This is a genomic window from Streptomyces sp. ME19-01-6 (assembly GCF_033793745.1).
Lineage (GTDB): Bacteria > Actinomycetota > Actinomycetes > Streptomycetales > Streptomycetaceae > Streptomyces.
Map to the genome: position 1 here is coordinate 245564 of NZ_JARAXF010000007.1, position 18730 is coordinate 264293.

At 74.2% G+C, this 18730-nt stretch carries 15 protein-coding genes and 1 riboswitch; of the genes, 5 read left to right on the plus strand and 10 right to left on the minus strand.

The annotated features are described in order from the left end of the window. Positions 1-20: 20 nt before the first annotated feature. Together PV419_RS19430 and PV419_RS19435 are read right to left on the minus strand one after the other, a co-directional pair. A complete protein-coding gene (locus PV419_RS19430) occupies positions 21-1874 on the minus strand; it encodes a BTAD domain-containing putative transcriptional regulator (protein ID WP_319690610.1) in 1854 nt (617 codons plus the stop codon). Between the two features lie 278 nt (positions 1875-2152). After that, the gene (locus tag PV419_RS19435) at positions 2153-3166 is read right to left on the minus strand and encodes a cation diffusion facilitator family transporter (RefSeq protein WP_319690612.1); all 1014 of its coding nucleotides are present in this window, start codon (positions 3164-3166) and stop codon (positions 2153-2155) included. A gap of 263 nt (positions 3167-3429) precedes the next feature. Here PV419_RS19435 and PV419_RS19440 point away from each other — a divergent pair, with 263 nt between their 5' ends. After that, positions 3430-3681: a hypothetical protein gene (locus PV419_RS19440; RefSeq protein WP_319690614.1), complete on the plus strand. Its 252-nt coding sequence runs from the start codon at positions 3430-3432 to the stop codon at positions 3679-3681. A gap of 401 nt (positions 3682-4082) precedes the next feature. Here PV419_RS19440 and PV419_RS19445 read toward each other — a convergent pair whose 3' ends face one another. After that, positions 4083-4208 (minus strand): hypothetical protein, encoded by a 126-nt coding sequence (locus tag PV419_RS19445; RefSeq protein ID WP_319690616.1) that lies wholly within the window; start codon positions 4206-4208, stop codon positions 4083-4085. Further along, positions 4205-7852: a cobaltochelatase subunit CobN gene (gene cobN, locus PV419_RS19450; protein WP_319690617.1), complete on the minus strand. Its 3648-nt coding sequence runs from the start codon at positions 7850-7852 to the stop codon at positions 4205-4207. Before cobN ends, PV419_RS19445 begins: the two co-directional genes overlap by 4 nt. A 30-nt stretch (positions 7853-7882) precedes the next feature. After that, a riboswitch (cobalamin riboswitch) is annotated at positions 7883-8044 on the minus strand. 51 nt (positions 8045-8095) lie between these two features. On the opposite strand from cobN, the gene PV419_RS19455 reads away from it, so the two are divergent. The 3 genes from PV419_RS19455 to PV419_RS19465 are packed head-to-tail and all read left to right on the plus strand — an operon-like array spanning position 8096 to position 11888. After that, positions 8096-9727, plus strand: coding sequence for a nitrite reductase (locus PV419_RS19455; protein WP_319690926.1), 1632 nt, complete (start codon positions 8096-8098; stop codon positions 9725-9727). Further along, positions 9724-10374 carry a precorrin-8X methylmutase gene (locus PV419_RS19460; RefSeq protein ID WP_319690619.1) on the plus strand — a complete coding sequence of 217 codons (651 nt, stop codon included), beginning with the start codon at positions 9724-9726 and terminating at the stop codon, positions 10372-10374. The genes PV419_RS19455 and PV419_RS19460 overlap by 4 nt, the downstream gene beginning before the upstream one ends. Continuing rightward, positions 10371-11888 carry a precorrin-2 C(20)-methyltransferase gene (locus PV419_RS19465; protein ID WP_319690621.1) on the plus strand — a complete coding sequence of 506 codons (1518 nt, stop codon included), beginning with the start codon at positions 10371-10373 and terminating at the stop codon, positions 11886-11888. Before PV419_RS19460 ends, PV419_RS19465 begins: the two co-directional genes overlap by 4 nt. Before the next feature lie 18 nt (positions 11889-11906). On the opposite strand, the gene PV419_RS19470 is transcribed toward PV419_RS19465, so the two are convergent. Continuing rightward, a complete protein-coding gene (locus PV419_RS19470; protein ID WP_319690622.1) occupies positions 11907-12707 on the minus strand; it encodes a cobalt-precorrin-6A reductase in 801 nt (266 codons plus the stop codon). A gap of 230 nt (positions 12708-12937) precedes the next feature. Here PV419_RS19470 and PV419_RS19475 point away from each other — a divergent pair, with 230 nt between their 5' ends. Beyond that, positions 12938-14098, plus strand: a complete 1161-nt coding sequence (locus PV419_RS19475) for a cobalt-precorrin-5B (C(1))-methyltransferase (protein WP_319690624.1) — start codon at positions 12938-12940, stop codon at positions 14096-14098. A 12-nt stretch (positions 14099-14110) separates the two neighbouring features. Here PV419_RS19475 and cobM read toward each other — a convergent pair whose 3' ends face one another. Genes cobM through meaB form a run of 5 tightly spaced genes read right to left on the minus strand, consistent with a single transcriptional unit; the run spans position 14111 to position 18726 of the window. After that, positions 14111-14863, minus strand: coding sequence for a precorrin-4 C(11)-methyltransferase (cobM, locus tag PV419_RS19480; RefSeq protein WP_319690626.1), 753 nt, complete (start codon positions 14861-14863; stop codon positions 14111-14113). Further along, positions 14860-16101 carry a precorrin-6y C5,15-methyltransferase (decarboxylating) subunit CbiE gene (gene cbiE / locus PV419_RS19485; protein WP_319690628.1) on the minus strand — a complete coding sequence of 414 codons (1242 nt, stop codon included), beginning with the start codon at positions 16099-16101 and terminating at the stop codon, positions 14860-14862. Before cbiE ends, cobM begins: the two co-directional genes overlap by 4 nt. Before the next feature lie 49 nt (positions 16102-16150). Beyond that, complete coding sequence (locus PV419_RS19490; RefSeq protein ID WP_319690630.1) at positions 16151-16936, minus strand: acyltransferase; 786 nt, start codon at positions 16934-16936, stop codon at positions 16151-16153. A 37-nt stretch (positions 16937-16973) separates the two neighbouring features. Next, positions 16974-17708, minus strand: a complete 735-nt coding sequence (locus tag PV419_RS19495; protein ID WP_319690631.1) for a (2Fe-2S)-binding protein — start codon at positions 17706-17708, stop codon at positions 16974-16976. Then, positions 17701-18726, minus strand: coding sequence for a methylmalonyl Co-A mutase-associated GTPase MeaB (meaB, locus tag PV419_RS19500; protein ID WP_319690633.1), 1026 nt, complete (start codon positions 18724-18726; stop codon positions 17701-17703). The genes PV419_RS19495 and meaB overlap by 8 nt, the downstream gene beginning before the upstream one ends. Positions 18727-18730: the final 4 nt, after the last annotated feature.

Genomic DNA, 18730 nt, shown 5'->3' on the forward strand with positions numbered 1-18730 from the left:
GACCTTCGGGGGCAGAGGGCTCAGAAACCCGTGAATCGGCGCACCGCGGGTGCCGTACGGGGCACCGCCATCCGCTCCAGCGCGTATTCGCGGACCAGTTCCCGGAAGCGGTAGTGCCGCCGGCCCGCCGCCCGCTCCCCCGCGACCTCCACCAGTGAGGCGTCGACCAGCCGCATCAGCAACACGTCGGCCGTAGTGGTGTCGGTGCCCAGCACCCGCGCGCCCTGCCCGGCGGTGAACAGCCGACGCGGCATCAGGGCCAGCCGCAGAAAGGCCTCCTGAGCGTCCCCGTCGAGCTTGCGGAAGCAACCGTCCAGCCGGTCGTACAGGTCGAGCCCCAGCGCCGACAGCTCGGAGAGCCGGTGCTGCCCCTTGGCGGATCGTATCTTCGCCAGTACGCAGGAGATACTGACCGGCCGCAAGGCCATCAATCGCTCGCCGAGGAAGGTGATGGCCAGCGGCAGCCCGTCCGCCAGCCGCACCACATCGGCGACGGCCTCGGGCTCGGCGTCCGTCCGCTCACGCCCGATCAGCCGGGTGAGCAGCTGCCCGCCTTCCGCGGTGGACAGGCAGCTCAGCGCCACGGTCCGCGCCCCGCGCAGCCCGTACAGCAGGGAGCGCCCGGTGATCAGCACGGCGCAGCCGGTGCCGCCCGGGAGCAGCGGTTCGACCTGCTGCGGCGAGTCGGCGTCGTCCAGCACCAACAGCACCCGGCGGTCGGAGCTCCAGGTACGGAACAGCGCCATCCGCCCGCCCAGCGTGGTCGGGATGTCGCGCGGCGCCACGCCGATCCCCCGCAGGATGTGCTCCATCCCCTCCGCCGCGGTCGCCGGGGTGGGCTGGGATCCGCCCAGCGGAATGTACAGCTGCCCGTCGGGATAGCGGGCGCGGACCGCGTGGGCGAGGTGGATGGCGGTGGCCGTCTTGCCGACGCCCGGCATGCCGACCAGCGACACCACGGGCAGGCCCGTGCCGCCGCCGTGCGCCGCGAGCAGGCCGCCGGCCTCGTCGAGCACGGCCTGCCGCCCGGTGAAGCCGACGGTGTCCCGGGGGAGTTGGGCGGGCGGCGCCGGGGGCTGCGCGCGGCTTGGCGGCGGGGGCGGGGCGGCGGCCGGCGGGTCGAGCGAGGGGTCCCCGGCGAGCATGGAGCGCTGCAGCCGCTGGAGTTCGGGGCCCGGCTCCAGGCCCAGCTCCTCGACCAGATGGCGGCGCAGGTCGTGGAAGACCTTGAGTGCTTCGCCGCGCCGCCCCGAGCGGTAGAGCGCGAGCATCAGTTTGGCGTGGATGCCCTCGTGCAGGGGTCTGGCGGCGGCCAGCGCCTTGAGCTCACCGGTCAATTCTTGGTGCCGGCTGAGTTGGAAGTCGGCTTCGACGCGTATCTCCAGGGCCCGCAGCCGGCTCTCCTCCAGCTCGGTCGCATGCGCTTCGAGCAGTTCCCCGCAGTCCACATTGGCCAGGGCGCTGCCCTGCCACAGCCCCAGAGCCCGGTTCAGCAGTTCCCGGGCGTGTCCCGGATCCCCCGCGGCGAGCGCCTCCCTGCCTTCTTTGACCAGAACCCGAAAGGAATTGAGGTCGATCGCGCTTTCCGGTACGCGGACGGTATAGCCGCTCGGCCGGGTCTGCAGGAACGGCTCTCCGCCGCTGCCCGGGCGGGTCAGGCCGCGGCGGAGTTCATAGATGTAGGTGTGTACGGCGCGAATGGCTTTGTCCGGGGGCCTGCTCCCCCAGAGTTCGTCGATGAGGGCCTTGGTGGGCACGACCTCGTTGTGCCGCAGTATCAGCAGGGCCAGGGCCCGGCGGAGCTTGGGAGCGCTCGGCGTCTGGGCGCGGGTGTCGCTCAGCACTTCGAAGTTTCCCAGAACCTGAAACCTCATACGCGAACTCCCCCGGTTCATCGTGGCGCCACAAGGCCCTGCCCGTGCCCCCGTATTCAGGTCGCAGCCGAGAGCATACCTCCGGCCTGCATGATCAGTAGATCCGCGCCATATTTCGGCTCAATCGCATCTGTGTCCGTTGATACGCGAATCGATTAATGAGCCGCACGCGCTTCAGAGATCGGCACCGGGGCCATCGATATGCGCCGAGAATCGGGGATCAGTTCGACGCATTGATTTCCGAATCGGGGTGGTGGCTTACCCGCACCGGGAATTCGTCAATGGCCGTGCGGCGCCGAACGGTGCACCGGACCATGGGCGGCGAGGCAGTGCTCGTCGCGCGGGTCACCCCCCACTGCCGGGCCGTCCGCGCCGCGCGGCGACCGGCGGTCGCCGAGGTGGTCGACCTGCAGGGTGGTGTGGGTGATCCCGTAGTGCTCGCCCAGCACCCGCTCCAGATCCTCACGGACGGTGTGGCAGTCGCCGTCCGGTGCCGCGACCAGCACATGGGCAGAGAGCGAGACCTCCCCCGAGGTGATCTGCCAGACATGCAGATCGTGCACTTCGGCCACGGCCGCGTGGGACACCAGCCGGTCCCCGATCTCGTCGGGCTCGACCCCGTTCGGCGCGGCCTCCAGCAGCACCCGGCCGGAGGCACGGACCAGCCCCACCCCGGCCTTGATCATGAGCGCGACTACGACGAGCGAGGCGATCGCGTCGGCCCGCGCGAAGCCGGTGGTCAGGACGACGGCACCGGAGACGGCGGTGCCGATGAAGGCGAACAGGTCGTTGAGGATGTGCTGGTAGGCGCCTTCGACGTTGAGCGAGCTGCGATTGGCCTTGGACATGCACCAGGCCGCCGCGATATTGACGGCCACTCCGGCGATTCCGGTGGCCAGGACCAGGGCGCCATTCACGTCCGGCGGGTCGATCAGACGCTCCACCGATTCATAGCCCAGCCACACCGCGAGGAGCAGCAGCGAGAGCCCATTGGCCTGGGCGGAGAGAATTTCGGCACGTTTGAGACCGTAGGTGTAGCCGCCGCGCGAGGGGCGGGCCGCGAGTCGGATCGCGAACAGCGCGAGGACGATCGACGCGGCGTCGGTGAGCATGTGGGCGGCATCGGAGATCAGCGCCAGCGAGCGCGCCACCACGCCGATGACGCCCTCGATCACGATGAAGCCGCTGATCAGCGAGAGCGCCGCCAGCAGCCAGCGACGGTCGGCGTTCTCCGCCACACCATGGCTGTGCCCGGCATGGCCGTGCCCGTGCCCGTGCGTATGGGTGCCCACCCGCTCCTCCTCGAATCGCCTAGCGGAACAGCGCAATTGAACAGCACATCGGAAAATAATCCAAAGGCTGCAATGGACACGGTTATCAAGTGCCCAGATCGCGTGGACCGGCGGCGATGCGCAATGCCTTTCTGAATTCGGCAATGCTTTTCATTGTCGGGCACGGTCGATGATATGTGCGAGACCGCCCCGGTCCGGGTGAGCTCCACAGAGAGCCGGTGACCACGCCGGGCGCGGCGCGTTGGCCTGACATGACGACGACGATGCGACGCCGTTCTCTCTCGCAGCCGAGCAGAGCGCTGGACCGGAGCACCGCGGGCGGCGAAACGCTCCATCAGAGCACCTGTGTGCCCATCTACGCCGCCCTGGTCGAGCGCTGGGCCTCCGCGGGCCGGGCCGTGCCGGGGCGCTACGACCGGGAGTGGGCCGAGCTGGTGAACTGCCCGCCCTGGCCCGAGCGGGTCCGCTCCGCCTCCCGGCCCGCCGCTCCCCCGGCGCCCCTCAAGCGCTCCTGACCCGGCACCGGGCCCGCCCGTCCCGGCGGGCCGCGTCCCGGGCAGGCGGCGTCACGGGCGGCGGACGCGGCGGTCAGGCCGAGCTCCGGGCCAGCGCCCGGGGCCCGCCCTTCCCCGGTTCGAGCTTGCCTCCGGGCAGTTGAAGTTCTCTCCCCGATGGATCCGGGAGATTCTCCCCTGAATCGCTCCGGGGAGTTTGACAGGTCATGCCTGTCCGACGACGACCCTTCCAGCCGCCGGAGCAAGCACGCGGCTCGCTCGGGCTGTCGGAGACTTGGCTGTCGCCCCCGATCATGCACTGAGCGTGCCAGATGCATTACAGAGGGATGCGACGATGCTCTACACCGTCAGCTCAGCGATGCGCTTCACCTGCCCCGCAAACGTGGGAGCACCGCGCGGGATCAGAGGTAGAACACATCGCGCCCGCGGGTGCGCACGGCCAGCAGCCGCCCGTCGCGTACGCAGACCCAGCCCACCGACTCCAGCGGCGCCGTCCCGGCCACCGGCTCACTCCCCGACTCTGTCACTCGGCTTCGTCCTCCCCGCCCGCCCCGCCCTCTATGCCGCCTTCGGTCTCCAGGTACAGCTCCCGCACCGCCGCCAGGACCTCGGAATCGGGGTGCTCCCACAGGCCTCGGCTCTCCGCCTCCAGCAGCCGCTCGGCCATGCCGTGCAGCGCCCAGGGGTTGGCGTCCTGGAGGAAGGAGCGGTTCTCGGGGTCGAGGAGGTAGCTCTGGGCGAGCTTGTCGTACATCCAGTCGGCGACCACGCCCGTGGTGGCGTCGTAGCCGAAGAGGTAGTCGACGGTCGCGGCGAGTTCGAAGGCGCCCTTGTAGCCGTGGCGGCGCATCGCCTCGATCCAGCGAGGGTTGACCACGCGCGCGCGGAAGACCCGGGAGGTCTCCTCGTGCAGGGTGCGGGTGCGGACCGTCTCGGGGCGGGTGGAGTCGCCGATGTACGCGGCCGGGGCGGTGCCCTTGAGGGCGCGCACGGTGGCGACCATGCCGCCGTGATACTGGAAGTAGTCGTCCGAGTCGGCGATGTCGTGTTCGCGGGTGTCGGTGTTCTTGGCCGCGACCGCGATCCGGCGGTAGGCGCTCTCCATCTCCGCGCGGGCCGGGCGGCCTTCCAGGCCGCGGCCGTACGCGTAGCCGCCCCAGACCGTGTAGACCTCCGCCAGGTCGGCGTCGGTGCGCCAGTCGCGGCTGTCGATGAGCTGGAGCAGGCCCGCGCCGTAGGTGCCGGGGCGGGAGCCGAAGATGCGGGTGGTGGCCCGGCGTTCGTCGCCGTGCTCGGCGAGGTCGGCCTGGGCGTGGGCGCGTATGTAGTTGTCGGCCTCGGGCTCGTCGAGCGAGGCGGCGAGGCGTACGGCGTCGTCGAGCAGCGCCACGACGTGCGGGAACGCGTCACGGAAGAAGCCGCTGATGCGGAGGGTGACATCGACCCTGGGGCGGCCCAGCTGGTCGAGGGGGACGGGTTCGAGTCCCGTGACGCGCCGCGAGGCGTCGTCCCACACCGGGCGGACGCCCAGCAGCGCGAGCGCCTCGGCCACGTCGTCGCCCGAGGTGCGCATCGCGCTGGTGCCCCACAGCGACAGGCCGACGGAGCGCGGCCACGCGCCGTCGTTGTCGCGGCGGTAGCGCTCCAGCAGCGAGTCGGCGAGCGCCTGGCCGGTCTCCCAGGCCAGCTGGCTGGGCACGGCCTTGGGGTCGACGGAGTAGAAGTTACGGCCCGTCGGCAGGACGTTGACCAGGCCGCGCAGCGGTGAGCCGGAGGGGCCCGCGGGGACGAAGCCGCCGTTCAGGGCGTGTACGGCGTGGTCGATCTCGTCGGTGGTGGCGGCCAGCCGCGGCACGACTTCACGCGCGGCGAAGTCAAGGATCGCGGTCACCGCGTCGCGCTGCTCCTCGGGCAGTCCCAGGCACGCCTTCTCGACCGCCTCCGGCGCCCAGCCGGCGTCCTCCATCGCCTGGACGAGAGCGCGGGCGCGTTCCTCCGCCTCGTCCGCGCCGGTGCGGGTGGCGGCCGACTCGTCGAGGCCGAGTGCCTCGCGCAGGCCGGGGAGCGCCGAGGTGCCGCCCCAGATCTGCCGGGCGCGCAGAATGGCCAGGACGAGGTTGACCCGTTCGGGGCCGGCCGGGGCGGTGCCGAGGACATGCAGGCCGTCGCGGATCTGGGCGTCCTTGACCTCGCACAGCCAACCGTCGACATGCAGCAGGAAGTCGTCGAAGCCGTCGTCGTCCGGCCGATCCTCCAGGCCGAGGTCGTGGTCGAGCCTGGCGGCCTGGATGAGGGTCCAGATCTGGGCCCGGATGGCGGGGAGTTTCGCCGGGTCCATCGCGGAGATGGCGGCGTACTCGTCCAGCAGCTGCTCCAGGCGCGCGATGTCGCCGTAGGAGTCGGCGCGGGCCATGGGCGGCACGAGGTGGTCGACGAGGGTGGCGTGGGCGCGGCGCTTGGCCTGCGTGCCCTCCCCCGGGTCGTTGACCAGGAACGGGTAGATCAGCGGCAGGTCGCCCAGCGCGGCGTCGGGGCCGCAGGCGGCGGACAGGCCCGCGTTCTTGCCGGGCAGCCACTCCAGATTGCCGTGCTTGCCCAGGTGCACCATGGCGTCGGCGCCGAAGCCGCCGTCGGCTTGGGAGGTGGCGATCCAGCGGTAGGCGGCCAGGTAGTGGTGGGAGGGCGGCAGATCGGGGTCGTGGTAGATGGCGATCGGGTTCTCGCCGAAGCCGCGCGGCGGCTGGATGACGACCAGGAGATTGCCCCGGCGCAGCGCAGCCACCACGATCTCGCCCTCGGGGTCGCGGCTGGTGTCGACGAACATCTCGCCCGGCGGCGGCCCCCAGTGCTCCTCCACCGCCTCGCGCAGCTCCTGCGGCAGCCGGGCATACCAGCGGCGGTAGTCGGCGGCAGGGACCCGGACCGGGTTGCGGGCCAGCTGCTCCTCGGTGAGCCAGTCCTGGTCGTGGCCGCCCGCCTCGATGAGGGCGCGGATCAGCTCGTCGCCGTCGCCGGAGGCGAGGCCGGGCAGCGACTCGGGCCCCTCCTCGGGGCCGACGTCGAAGCCGTCCGCGCGCAGCCGGCGCAGCAGGGCGACGGCGCTGGCGGGCGTGTCCAGGCCCACGGCGTTGCCGATACGGGAGTGCTTGGTGGGGTAGGCGGACAGGACGAGCGCGAGACGCTTGTCGGCCGCCGGTATGTGGCGCAGCCGGGCGTGTCGTACCGCGATTCCCGCGACACGCGCGGCGCGCTCGGGGTCGGCTACATAGACGGGCAGGCCGTCCTCGTCGGTCTCCTTGAAGGAGAACGGCACGGTGATCAACCGCCCGTCGAACTCCGGGACGGCGACCTGGGTCGCCGCGTCCAGAGGCGAGAGGCCCTCGTCGTTCTCCTCCCACGCGGCGCGCGAGCCGGTCAGGCACAGCGCCTGCAGCACCGGGACGTCCAGCGCAGCCAGCGCGCCCGCGTCCCACGCCTCGTCGTCCCCGCCGGCCGAGGCCTCGGCGGGCCGGGTGCCGCCCGCGGCCAGCACGGTGGTGACCACCGCGTCGGCCTCGGCGAGGGCCTCCAGCAGCTCGGCCTCGGGCGCGCGCAGCGAGGCGACGTACAGCGGCAGCGGACGGCCTCCGGCGTCCTCGACGGCCCGGCAGAGCGCCTCGACGAAGGCGGTGTTGCCGCTCATATGGTGCGCGCGGTAGTAGAGCACGGCGATCCGCGGGCCGGTGACGTCCTCGCGCGCGGCGCGCTCCAGCGCGCCCCACGAGGGCGCGGGAGCGGGCGGCTCGAAGCCGTGTCCGGTCAGCAGGACGGTGTCGGACAGGAAGCGGGCCAGTTGGCCGAGGTTGCCGGGCCCGCCGTGCGCGAGGTAGGCGTGAGCCTCGGCGGCGATCCCGACCGGGACCGTGGAGGCCTCCATGAGCTGGGCGTCCGGGGCCTGTTCGCCGGTCAGCACGACGACCGGGCGGTCCTGGGCGAGCAGCGTGTCGAGCCCTTCCTGCCAGGCGCGCACCCCGCCGAGCAGCCGTACGACGACGAGTTCGACGCCGTCGAGGAGCGCGGGGAGGTCGTCCAGCGGGAGCCGGGCCGGGTTGGCGAGCCGGTAGGGCACCGGGGTCTGTGCCGCGCGGGCACTGAGCAAATCGGTGTCGGACGTCGACAGCAGCAGGATCATGCGACGGCAGGCCTTCCTCGGGGTCCGCGCCCCGGGCGGGTTGAAGACGGCGGGAGTTCCTGGCTCGCGCGGCCGCCGCATAACCGGCTGCCGCGCTCACAGTGGCGGGACCGCGCCGGATTTCCACCGGCTTCCTACCCTTTTTGCCGTCTTGTGTGGTGGCGGGCCGGGACCGACCCGCCGGTGAGCATAGTAGGCGTTCCTGACCTGCCGCGGGGCGGTGAGCCGGAGGCAATCGTCGGTATGCTCGCCGCCATGTCCCTCCCCCCGACAACCGCCCCACCAGGGGATGAAACCCCCGTGCGCGGGCGCGCCGACGCCTGCCCGGGCGCGCTGCGCCTGCACCCGGCGGACGACGGCGCACTGGCCCGGGTGCGGCTGCCGGCCGGGCTTCTGACGGCATGTCAGGCGCTGGTGCTGGCGCTCGCTGCCGAGGAGTTGGGGGACGGCCGACTGGACCTCACCTCCCGGGGCAATCTGCAGCTGCGCGGCCTCGCCCCGGGGTGCGGGGCCGGGCTCGCGGCCCGGCTGCGGACGGCCGGGCTCCTCCCGTCGGACCGGCACGACCGGGTGCGTAACATCGTGGCGTCCCCGCTGTCCGGACTGGACGGGGCGGGGCACACGGATGTCTCGGCGTGGGCGCGGGAACTGGACGCCCTGCTGTGCGACGACGGACCCGCGTCTTCCGGATTCGCCGAACTCGCAAGTCTCTCGGGCCGGTTCCTGTTCGCACTCGACGACGGGCGGGGCGATGTGGCGGCGCTGGGCGCGGATGTGACATTGATCGCAGAGCCGGACGGCGGGGCGCTGCTGCGGCTCGGCTCCGTCGGCGGTCACGGACTGGGGTACCCGGCGTCCACCGCGCCGGACGCCGGGGGCTCCTCCGAGGCGACGGGCCGTCCTGACGCATCGGGCGTCGCGGCGCGCCGGAACGGGCGGGCGGTGGGCGACGACACGCCGGGCCGGGCTCGGCCGCTGGATCCTGGGCCCGGTGGCGACTCCGCGGTCGCCGGGCTCCGGATGCGCGCCGCGGACGCGCCGCGCGCGGCGGCGCTGGCCGCAGTGGCATTTCTCGACGCCGTGCGCGCGAGTGGTACCCGCGCCTGGCGCGTTCGCGAGCTGTCGGCGCGACACGCCGTGACGGACGGCCGGTTGGCCGGGCGACTCGCCGAGGCGGGGATCCAGGCCACTCCGCTCGGCCCTGAGTCCCTCCGCGCCGAGGGACAGACATCGCCGGTGGACGCGGCACCCGCGCGCGAGGAAGCAGCGCAGGCCCTCGTGGACCATGCCGTCTCCGGCGCGCCCGCGGTCGGGCTCGTCGCCGGGCCAGGCGGGCGGTGCGTGGTGTCCGTCGCCGTTCCGCTGGGGCGGCTCGCCGCCGCGCGGTGGCGGCTGCTCGCCGAACTCGCCGCCCGGGGCGGCTCGGGCGAGCTGCGTGTGACGCCCTGGCGCGGCGTGGTGCTGCCCGGCTTCTCCCAGGACGGCGCCCGGGCCGCGCTGCGGGAGCTCGCCGACGCCGGGCTGGTGACCGCGCCGCACTCCCCCTGGCTCGGGGTCGGCGCGTGCACGGGACGGCCCGGCTGCGCCAAGTCCCTGGCCGATGTGCGGGCCGACGCGGCGCGCGCGGTGGCGGGCGAGGCGTCCGGCGGCGGCCGCCCGGGCCGACCGCCGACCGCCCTGCCCGTGTACTTCTCCGGCTGCGAGCGGCGCTGCGGCCACCCCGGCGGCCGGTGGGTCGACGTGCTGGCGACGGGCGACGGCTACCAGGTCACCGTACGAGGTGCCACAGGGTCCGAGCGGGGCGTGGACGGGACAGTGAACGTAACAGCAGAGCAATTGGCCGGCGCCGTGGCGGCGGCCCGTGGAACGACATGATCGAGGGCACAGTGTTCGACTACGAGAAGGACGGCGCGGCCATATACCGCGCTTCCTTTGCCACCATCCGCACCGAGGCGGACTTGAGCGGCCTGCCCGCCGACGTCAGCCGGGTCGCGGTGCGGATGATCCACGCCTGCGGCATGGTCGACCTCGTCCAGGACCTCGCGTACACCCCCCAGGTGGTCGCCCGCGCCCGCGCCGCGCTGCGCGCCGGCGCGCCCGTGCTCTGTGACGCGCACATGGTGGCCAGCGGTGTGACCCGCAAGCGGCTGCCCGCGGACAACGACGTGGTGTGCACCCTGTCCGACCCCGGGGTGCCCGAACTGGCCCGCCACATGGGCACCACGCGCAGCGCCGCCGCGCTGGAGCTGTGGCGGGACCGGCTGGAGGGCGCGGTGGTGGCCATCGGCAACGCGCCCACCGCGCTGTTCCGCCTGATGGAGATCATCGAAGAGGGTGGGGCCGGCGCGCCGCGCCCGGCGGCCGTCATCGGCGTACCGGTCGGCTTCATCGGCGCCGCCGAGTCCAAGGAGGCGCTGGCCGGGCATCCGGCCGCGCTCGACCACCTGGTGGTGCGCGGCCGGCGCGGCGGCAGCGCCATCGCCGCGGCCGCGGTCAACGCGATTGCGAGCGAGGAAGAGTGAGCGAGCAGCAGGAGCAGGCGGCCGTTCCGAAGGGCCGGCTCTACGGCGTGGGTCTTGGCCCCGGGGACCCCTCGCTGATGACCGTGCGCGCCGTGGAGGTCATCGCCGAGGCCGATGTCGTCGCGTACCACAGCGCCCGGCACGGCCGCAGCATCGCACGCGCCATCGCCGAGCGCCATCTGCGGCCCGACCACATCGAGGAGCGGCTGGTCTATCCGGTCACCACCGAGACCACCGACCACCCCGGCGGCTACCGCGGCGCGATGGAGGAGTTCTACGCGGACGCGGCGGCCCGGCTGGCGGCCCATCTGGACGCGGGGCGCACGGTCGCGGTGCTCGCCGAGGGCGACCCGCTCTTCTACGGCTCGTATATGCATATGCACAAGCGGCTGGCCGACCGCTACCCCACCGAGGTCGTCCCGGGCGTCACCTCCGTGAGCGCGGCCGCCGCCCGGATCGGGGCGCCGCTGGTGGAGGGCGAGGAGGTGCTGACGGTCCTGCCCGGCACGCTCCCTGAGGACGAGTTGACGGCGCGCCTGGCCACGACCGACGCGGCCGCAGTGATGAAGCTCGGCCGGACCTTCCCGGCGGTGCGGCGAGCGCTGGAGCGCTCGGGACGGCTGGCGGAGGCCCGGTACGTGGAACGGGCCACGATGGGCGCGGAGCGCGTGGCGCCGCTGGCCGAGGTGGACCCCGACTCGGTGCCCTACTTCTCGGTGGCGGTGCTGCCGAGTCGGATCGACGCCAAGGCCACGGCCCGCCGGGGCGAGGTCGTGGTGGTGGGTCTCGGCCCGGCGGGCCCGCTGTGGCTGACCCCCGAGGCCCGGGGCGAACTGGCCGCCGCGGAGGACCTGGTCGGCTACACCACCTACCTGAACCGGGTGCCGGTGCGCCCGGGGCAGCGGCGGCACGCCTCGGACAACAAGGCGGAGGCCGAGCGCGCCGAGTTCGCGCTCGACCTGGCACGGCGCGGGCGGCGGGTCGCGGTGGTCTCCTCGGGCGACCCGGGCGTCTTCGCCATGGCCACGGCCGTGCTGGAGGCGGCGGCCGAGGACCCGTACCGCGAGGTGCCGGTCCGGGTGGTGCCCGGCATGACCGCGGCCCACGCGGCCGCCGCCCGCGCGGGCGCCCCGCTCGGCCACGACTACGCGGTGATCTCGCTGTCCGACCGGCTCAAGCCCTGGGAGGTCATCGCCGAGCGGCTGCGCGCCGCGGCCGCGGCCGACCTGGTCCTCGCCCTGTACAACCCCGGCTCGCGCAGCCGGATCTGGCAGGTCGGCAAGGCCCGCGAGCTGCTGCTCGAGCACCGCGCGCCGGACACGCCCGTCGTGCTCGGCCGGGACGTGGGCGGCCCCGAGGAGCGGATACGGGTCGTCAGGCTGGCCGATCTCGACCCGGCCCAGGTCGATATGCGCACCATCCTGCTGGTCGGCTCCTCCCAGACCCGTACGGCCCGGCGCGGCGACGGCACCGAGGTCGTCTGGACCCCGCGCCGCTACCCCGAGCGTCGCTGACCTACGGCGGCGCGAAGGTCAGTCGAGGATGTCGAAGGTGGTGCGCAGCCAGGCCAGCGCCGCCGCCGGATCGGACACGACGGGCACGCCGTCCGGGGCCGCGGGGCGCCGGACGACCACGACCGGCAGCCCGGCCTCGCGCGCGGCGGTGAGCTTGGCGGCGGTGGCACCGGCGCCGCTGTCCTTGGTGACCACGACATCGACGCGGTGGCGGCGCAGCAGCTCCGCCTCCCCCGCCACGGTGAACGGACCGCGGTCCAGGAGCACTTCCATACGCGGCGGGGCGGGTGGCTCGGGTGCGTCGACGGAGCGGACCAGGAACCACTGCTCGGTGAGATGCGCGAAGGCGGCCAGGCCCATCCGCCCGGTGGTGAGGAAGATCCGCTGCCCCAGGGCGGGCAGCAGCCCGGCCGCCTCGTCCAGCGACCCGGCCCAGTGCCACCGGTCGCCCGGGCCCGGCACCCAGCCGGGGCGGCGCAGGGCGAGCAGGGGAACATGGGCCGTGGCGGCCGCCCGGGCCGCGTTGAAACTGATCGTGCCGGCGAAAGGATGGGTGGCGTCGATGACCGCGTCCACCTGCTGCTCGCTCAGCCAGCGAGCCAGGCCCTCGGGCCCCCCGAACCCGCCGATCCGCACCTGCCCGGCCGGCAGCCGCGGCTCGGCGACACGCCCGGCCAGCGAGCTGGTGACGCACAGCCCCGGGGCATCGGCCACCGCGGCGGCCAATCGGCGCGCCTCGCTGGTGCCGCCCAGGATGAGCACGTGGCGGGACGGGCGCGGCCGGGGACCGGGGGCGGCCTCCGCCGGGGTCGGTGTCATCGGGTGCCTTCCGTGGTGCGTGGTGCCGTGCCGGTCCGCGGCCGGCCGGCCGCGCCCGGCCAACCCTGCCATGGCCGTGCGCGACCATGCGGCCCCGGGCCTTTGCCCTCTTCCCGCGGCATCGACGCGCTGCTTTGCCGCGTGGGGCGGGTCGGGGGAGAGCGCCGCCGTACCGCCCCCAGGCCGCGCCCGGCGCGCGGTCGGCGCGGGGGCGAGGGGCGGTGTGTCCCGTGGCTGAACCCACATCGAAGGCCGGAACCGCCCCGGCCGGCGGGCGCAGTGCGCAGTTGGAGCGTTCGGGGCTGCGGCACGGCTGGACCACCGGGGCGTGTGCGACGGCCGCTGCGACGGCCGCGTACACCGCGCTGCTCAGCGGCGAGTTCCCGGACCCGGTGACAGTCGCACTGCCCAAGGGGCAGCGGCCCGCGTTCGCCCTGGCGGGCGAGGAGCTGACGGCGGACCGGGCGATGGCTGCGGTGGTCAAGGACGCGGGCGACGACCCGGACGTCACGCACGGCGCGATGGTGCGCGCCACCGTGCGGCTGCTGCCCCCCGGCAGCGGCGTGGTCTTCCGGGCCGGGCCCGGCGTCGGTACCGTGACCCGCCCCGGCCTGCCGCTCGCGGTCGGCGAGCCCGCGATCAACCCGGTGCCCCGGCAGATGATGCGCGATCACATCTCCTCGGTGGCGGCCCGTCTCGGCGGTACCGGCGACGCCGAGGTCGAGATCGGGGTGGACCATGGCGAGGAGATCGCCCGCAGCACCTGGAACCCGCGCCTGGGCATCCTCGGCGGCCTGTCGATCCTCGGCACGACGGGCATCGTGGTGCCGTACTCCTGCTCGGCGTGGATCGACAGCATCCGGCGCGGCGTGGACGTGGCGCGCGCGGCCGGGCGCACCCATGTGGCGGGCTGTACGGGGTCGACCTCGGAGAAGGTCGCGGTCGCCGTGCACGGGCTGCCGCAGGACGCGCTGCTGGACATGGGCGACTTCGCGGGGGCGGTGCTGAAGTATCTGCGCCGCCATCCGGTGGACCGGCTGACCGTCGCCGGGGGCTTCGCCAAGCTCTCCAAGCTCGCGGCGGGCCATCTGGATCTGCACTCCTCCCGCTCGCAGGTGGACAAGGCCTTCCTCGCCGGCCTGGCGCGCCGCGGCGGCGCCGACGAGGAGCTGGCGACGGCGGTGGCGGCGGCCAACACCGGCCTGGAGACGGTGCAGCTGTGCGCGGCGCGCGGGGTGCCGCTCGGCGATCTGGTCGCGGCGGCGGCCCGGGAGGTGGCGCTCGGCGTGCTGCGCGGGGCGCCGGTGGCCGTGGACGTCATCTGCATCGACCGCGCGGGCGCGATCGTGGGGCGCGCGGCGGCGAGGCGGCCCCGGGGAACGGCGACCTGACGCTCCCCCACATCAAGGAGACCAAGGTCGCTCCCGGCGCGCCGAGTACAGGTGGCTGTCGCGGAACTGCTCCGCGCCCAGCGTGCGGCCCACCATGATGACCGCGGTACGCACCACGCCCGCCTCCTTCACCCGGTCCGCGATGTCGCCCAGCGTGCCCCGCAACACCAGTTCGTCGGGGCGGCTGGCCCGGGCGACCACCGCCGCCGGGCAGTCGGCGCCGTAGTGCGGGAGGAGTTCGGCCACCACCCGGTCCACGTAGCGGGCGGCCAGGTGCAGCACGATCAGCGCCCGGCTTCGGCCGAGGGTGGCGAGGTCCTCGCCGTCCGGCATCAAGGTGGCCTGCTGGGCGACGCGGGTGAGGACGACGGTCTGACCGACGGTCGGTACGGTCAGCTCGCGCCCCAGCGCGGCCGCCGCGGCGGCGAACGCGGGGACGCCCGGGATCACCTCGTACGGCACCCCGTGCGCGTCCAGCCGCCGCATCTGCTCGGCGACGGCGCTGAACACCGACGGGTCGCCCGAGTGCAGCCGGGCCACGTCCTCGCCCGCCCGGTGGGCCCGGACCAGCTCGTCGGTGATCTGGTCGAGGTTGAGCCGGGCGGTGTCGACCAGGCGGGCGTCCGGCGGGCACTCGGCGAGGAGTTCGCGGGGCACCAGGCTGCCCGCGTACAGGCACACCCGGCAGCGGGCCAGGGTGCGGGCGCCGCGCACGGTGATCAGGTCGGCGGCGCCGGGGCCCGCGCCGATGAAGTACACGGTCATGGGGAAGTCTCTCCTTCGGCGGGTTTGGCCGCGGCCCACTGGGTGACCGGCATCGCCTGCCGCCATCCGGTGAAGCCGCCGACCGGGGCGGCGTGTGCGATGGCGATCCGGACCAGTTCCCCGCCGTGCCGGCGGTACCACTGGGCGAGGAGGGCCTCCGACTCCAGCGTCACGGTGTTGGCGACGAGCCGCCCGCCAGTGGGCAGCGCCGCCCAGCAGGCCTCCAGCAGGCCGGGCGCGGTCAGGCCGCCGCCGATGAACACCGCGTCGGGGGCAGGCAGATCGGCCAGGGCGCCGGGCGCGGCCCCGGTGACCACGCGCAGCCCGGGCACCCCGAGCGCGGCGGCGTTGCGGCCGATGCGTGTCGCCCGTACGGGATCCCGTTCGACGGACACCGCGGCGCAGGCGCGGTGGGTACGCATCCACTCCACGGCGATCGAGCCGGAGCCGCCGCCGACGTCCCACAGCAGCTCTCCGGGGGCGGGGGCCAGCGCGGCGAGCGTGGCGGCGCGCACATGGCGCTTGGTCAGCTGGCCGTCGTGCTCGTACGCCTGGTCCGGCAGCCCGGGGACGGCGGACAGGCGCGGCGTGCCGGGGGCGGGGGCGCAGTCGACGGCGATGACGTTGAGGGCGTCGCCCAGGGCGTGGTGCCAGTGGTCGGCGGTGCCTTCGAGGTGCCGTTCGCGCCCGCCGCCCAGCTGCTCCAGGACCCGCATCCGGCTGGGGCCGAAGCCCCGGTCGCACAGCAGGGCGGCGACCTCGGCGGGGGTGGCGGCGCCCGCGCTGAGGACGAGCAGCCGCCGCCTGGCGTGCAGGGCGCGGGTCAGGGAGACGGTGGGCCGTCCGACGAGGCTGATCACCTCGGTGTCCTCGACCGGCCAGCCGAGCCGTGCGCAGGCGAGCGAGATGGACGACGGGTGGGGCAGCACCCGCAGCCGACCGGCGCCCAACTCCTCGGCCAGGGTGCGGCCGATGCCGAAGAACATGGGGTCGCCGCTGGCCAGCACGGCCACCCGCCGCCCGGCGTGGGCCGCGAACAGCCGCGGCACGGCGGGGCGCAGCGGCGAGGGCCAGGGCACCCGTTCAGCGGGGCACTCCGGCGGCAGCAGATCGAGTTGGCGGTGTCCGCCGAGCACCACGTCAGCCGCGCGCAACGCCTCGCGGCCCGCGGGACCGAGCCCGTCCCAGCCGTCGGCGCCGATGCCGATCACGGTCACGAGGGAAGGGGGCGGGCTCACAGGTGTTACCTCGTCGGTCGGGGACAGTCCCCGAAACTCTACTGACCTGCTACGACGTTCGTGCCCCCGGCTCCGGCCCCCGTTCCCGTGCTCGCTCCTGCTCCTGCTCCTGCTCGGCGAGCGCGAGCAGTTGCTCGACCGTCGTGTCCTCGCTGATCGGCACCGGCGTTGGGGTGCGCAGCGGCGGCTGCCAGCCGGATTCCGGGGCCCAGCGCCGTATGATCCGGGCGGGTGCCCCGGCCACCACGGCGTGATCGGGCACCTCGCCCCGTACGACCGCGCCCGCCGCGACCACCACATTGCGGCCCAGCCGCGCCCCCGGCAGGATCACCGCGCCGGCGCCCAGCCAGCTGCCGGAGCCGATGTGGACGGGGGCCGAGCGCGGCCACTGCCGGCCGATGGGCTGGTCCGGGTCGTCGTAGGAGTGGTTGTCGCTGGTCACATAGACGTACGGACCGCAGAAGACGTCGTCGCCGAACTCCACGGTCCGGGAGGCGATCACGTGGCTCCCGCGGCCCAGGACCACGCCGTTGCCGAGCCGCAGGACGGGGTCGGCACCAAGGTCGACGCCCGGCATCATGCCCGCGGTGAGCGTCACGTGCTGGCCTATGACGCAGTGGTCGCCGAGCTGGATCCACGGTTCCCCGAAGATGGTGCCCTGGGGGAACGCGAGCCGGGTGCCGACGCCGAAGCGGCCGAAACGGTACGGGCCAGGGCGGTCGGCCGTCACCGCACCGGCCTGCTGTACGGCGCGCCACCCGCGGTGGACCAGACGGGAGGTGAGGCGCCCGCACCAGCCCCGCCAGGGGGAGAACAGGTTCTCGTTCTTCGGCATTCGCACACCGTATCGGCCCGCCGCAGGACCGTCTGCCTCACCCCGGCGCCCGGCGCAGCACGCAGTCGCCGCACAGCCCGCCGCCCGGCACGCGATAGTAGAGGCAGCAGCTGTGGCGCCGGAAAGCCGGCGGAGCGGAGGTCAGGGTGCCGGTGTCGCGCAGCGGCGGGTGGGCGAGCTGCGCGCGGGCCAGTTCGGTGGCCCGCTCCGCCGCCTTTGGAAGACCGCGCGCCCGGCACCAGTCGTGCAGTACCCGCAGCGAACCGACGAGCGCCGAGGCGGCGTTGCCCCACAGCAGCCGCTCCGGGACCCGGTACGCCCGAGTGACGGCGGCGTGCAGTGGCAGCAGATGGGTGTACGCCGCGTCGCCCACCTGACCGGCGAGCCCTGCGGGTTCGCCCATGACCGAGGGCACGCCGGGCCACCACAGGTCGTCGGGGGCGGCGCGCCCGGGGTGCCACCACAGCCGGTCGGAGCGGAGGCGCGACACCTGGCCGGAGAGGGCCGCCTGGCCGAGCGCGAGCGACCACATCCGGGCGGCGAGCCCTTGGAAGGCGAGCGATGCCGCGACCCTGGGCTCATCGGTGCGCAGGTTCGCGGCCACCGTCTCGACGCGGGCGCGCAGCAGCGGCGAGGCGGCCCCCTCACGCGTCAGCCGGTACGCCTCGCCGATCAGCGCGTAGCCCTGCTCACGCGGCTCGCCGGTGGCGGGGTCGGTGCGCAGGGCGAAAAACGGTCCCACCTCGGCCACCTTCAGCGGCGCGTCATCCATGGGCGTCGGTCGACGCCGCGAACGCCTCCAGCAGCCGGTCGGCGGCCAGCGTCGCCGTCAGCGTGCCGTCGCGCACCTGCTGTTCGAGCACGGGGCCGAGCCGCCGCACCTCGGGGTGTTCCCGCAGCCGGGTCAGCAGCTGGTCGCGGACCATGGACCAGGTCCACTCGACCTGCTGGTCGCGCCGCTTGGCGTCCAGCGCGCCGGTCGCCTCCAGCACCCGGCGGTGCTGCTCCAGCCGCTCCCACACCCCGTCGAGCCCGGTGCCCTCGCGTGCGCTGCAAGTCAGCACCGGGGGGTTCCAGGGCGCGTCCGGGGGCTGCAGCAGCCGCAGGGCGCCCGCTAGTTCGCGGGCGGCGGACTTGGCGTCGCGCTCGTGGGGGCCGTCGGCCTTGTTGATGGCGACGACGTCCGCGAGCTCCAGAACGCCCTTCTTGATGCCCTGGAGCTGGTCGCCGGTGCGGGCGAGGGAGAGCAGCAGGAAGGAGTCGACCATGCCCGCCACGGCGGTCTCCGACTGCCCCACGCCCACCGTCTCGACCAGCAGCACGTCGTAGCCCGCCGCCTCCATGACCACCATGGACTCGCGGGTGGCGCGGGCCACCCCGCCCAGCGTGCCCGCGCTGGGCGAGGGGCGGACGAAGGCGGCCGGGTCGACCGCCAGCCGCTCCATCCGGGTCTTGTCGCCCAGGATGGAGCCGCCGGTGCGGCTGGACGAGGGGTCGACGGCGAGCACGGCGACCTTGTGGCCGAGCCCGGTCAGCAGCGAACCCAGGGCGTCGATGAAGGTGGACTTGCCCACCCCGGGGACGCCGCTGATGCCCACCCGGCGCGCCCCACCCGCGTGCGGCAACAGTTCGATCAGCAGCCGCTGGGCGAGGTCGCGGTGGTCGGGGCGGGTGGACTCGACGAGCGTGATCGCGCGGGCGATATAGGCGCGGGAGCCGTCGAGCACGCCCTTGGCGTAGGTGTCGACATCGATTCGGGGGGCAGAGGTCGGTTTCTTCTTCGCCGGCATGGGC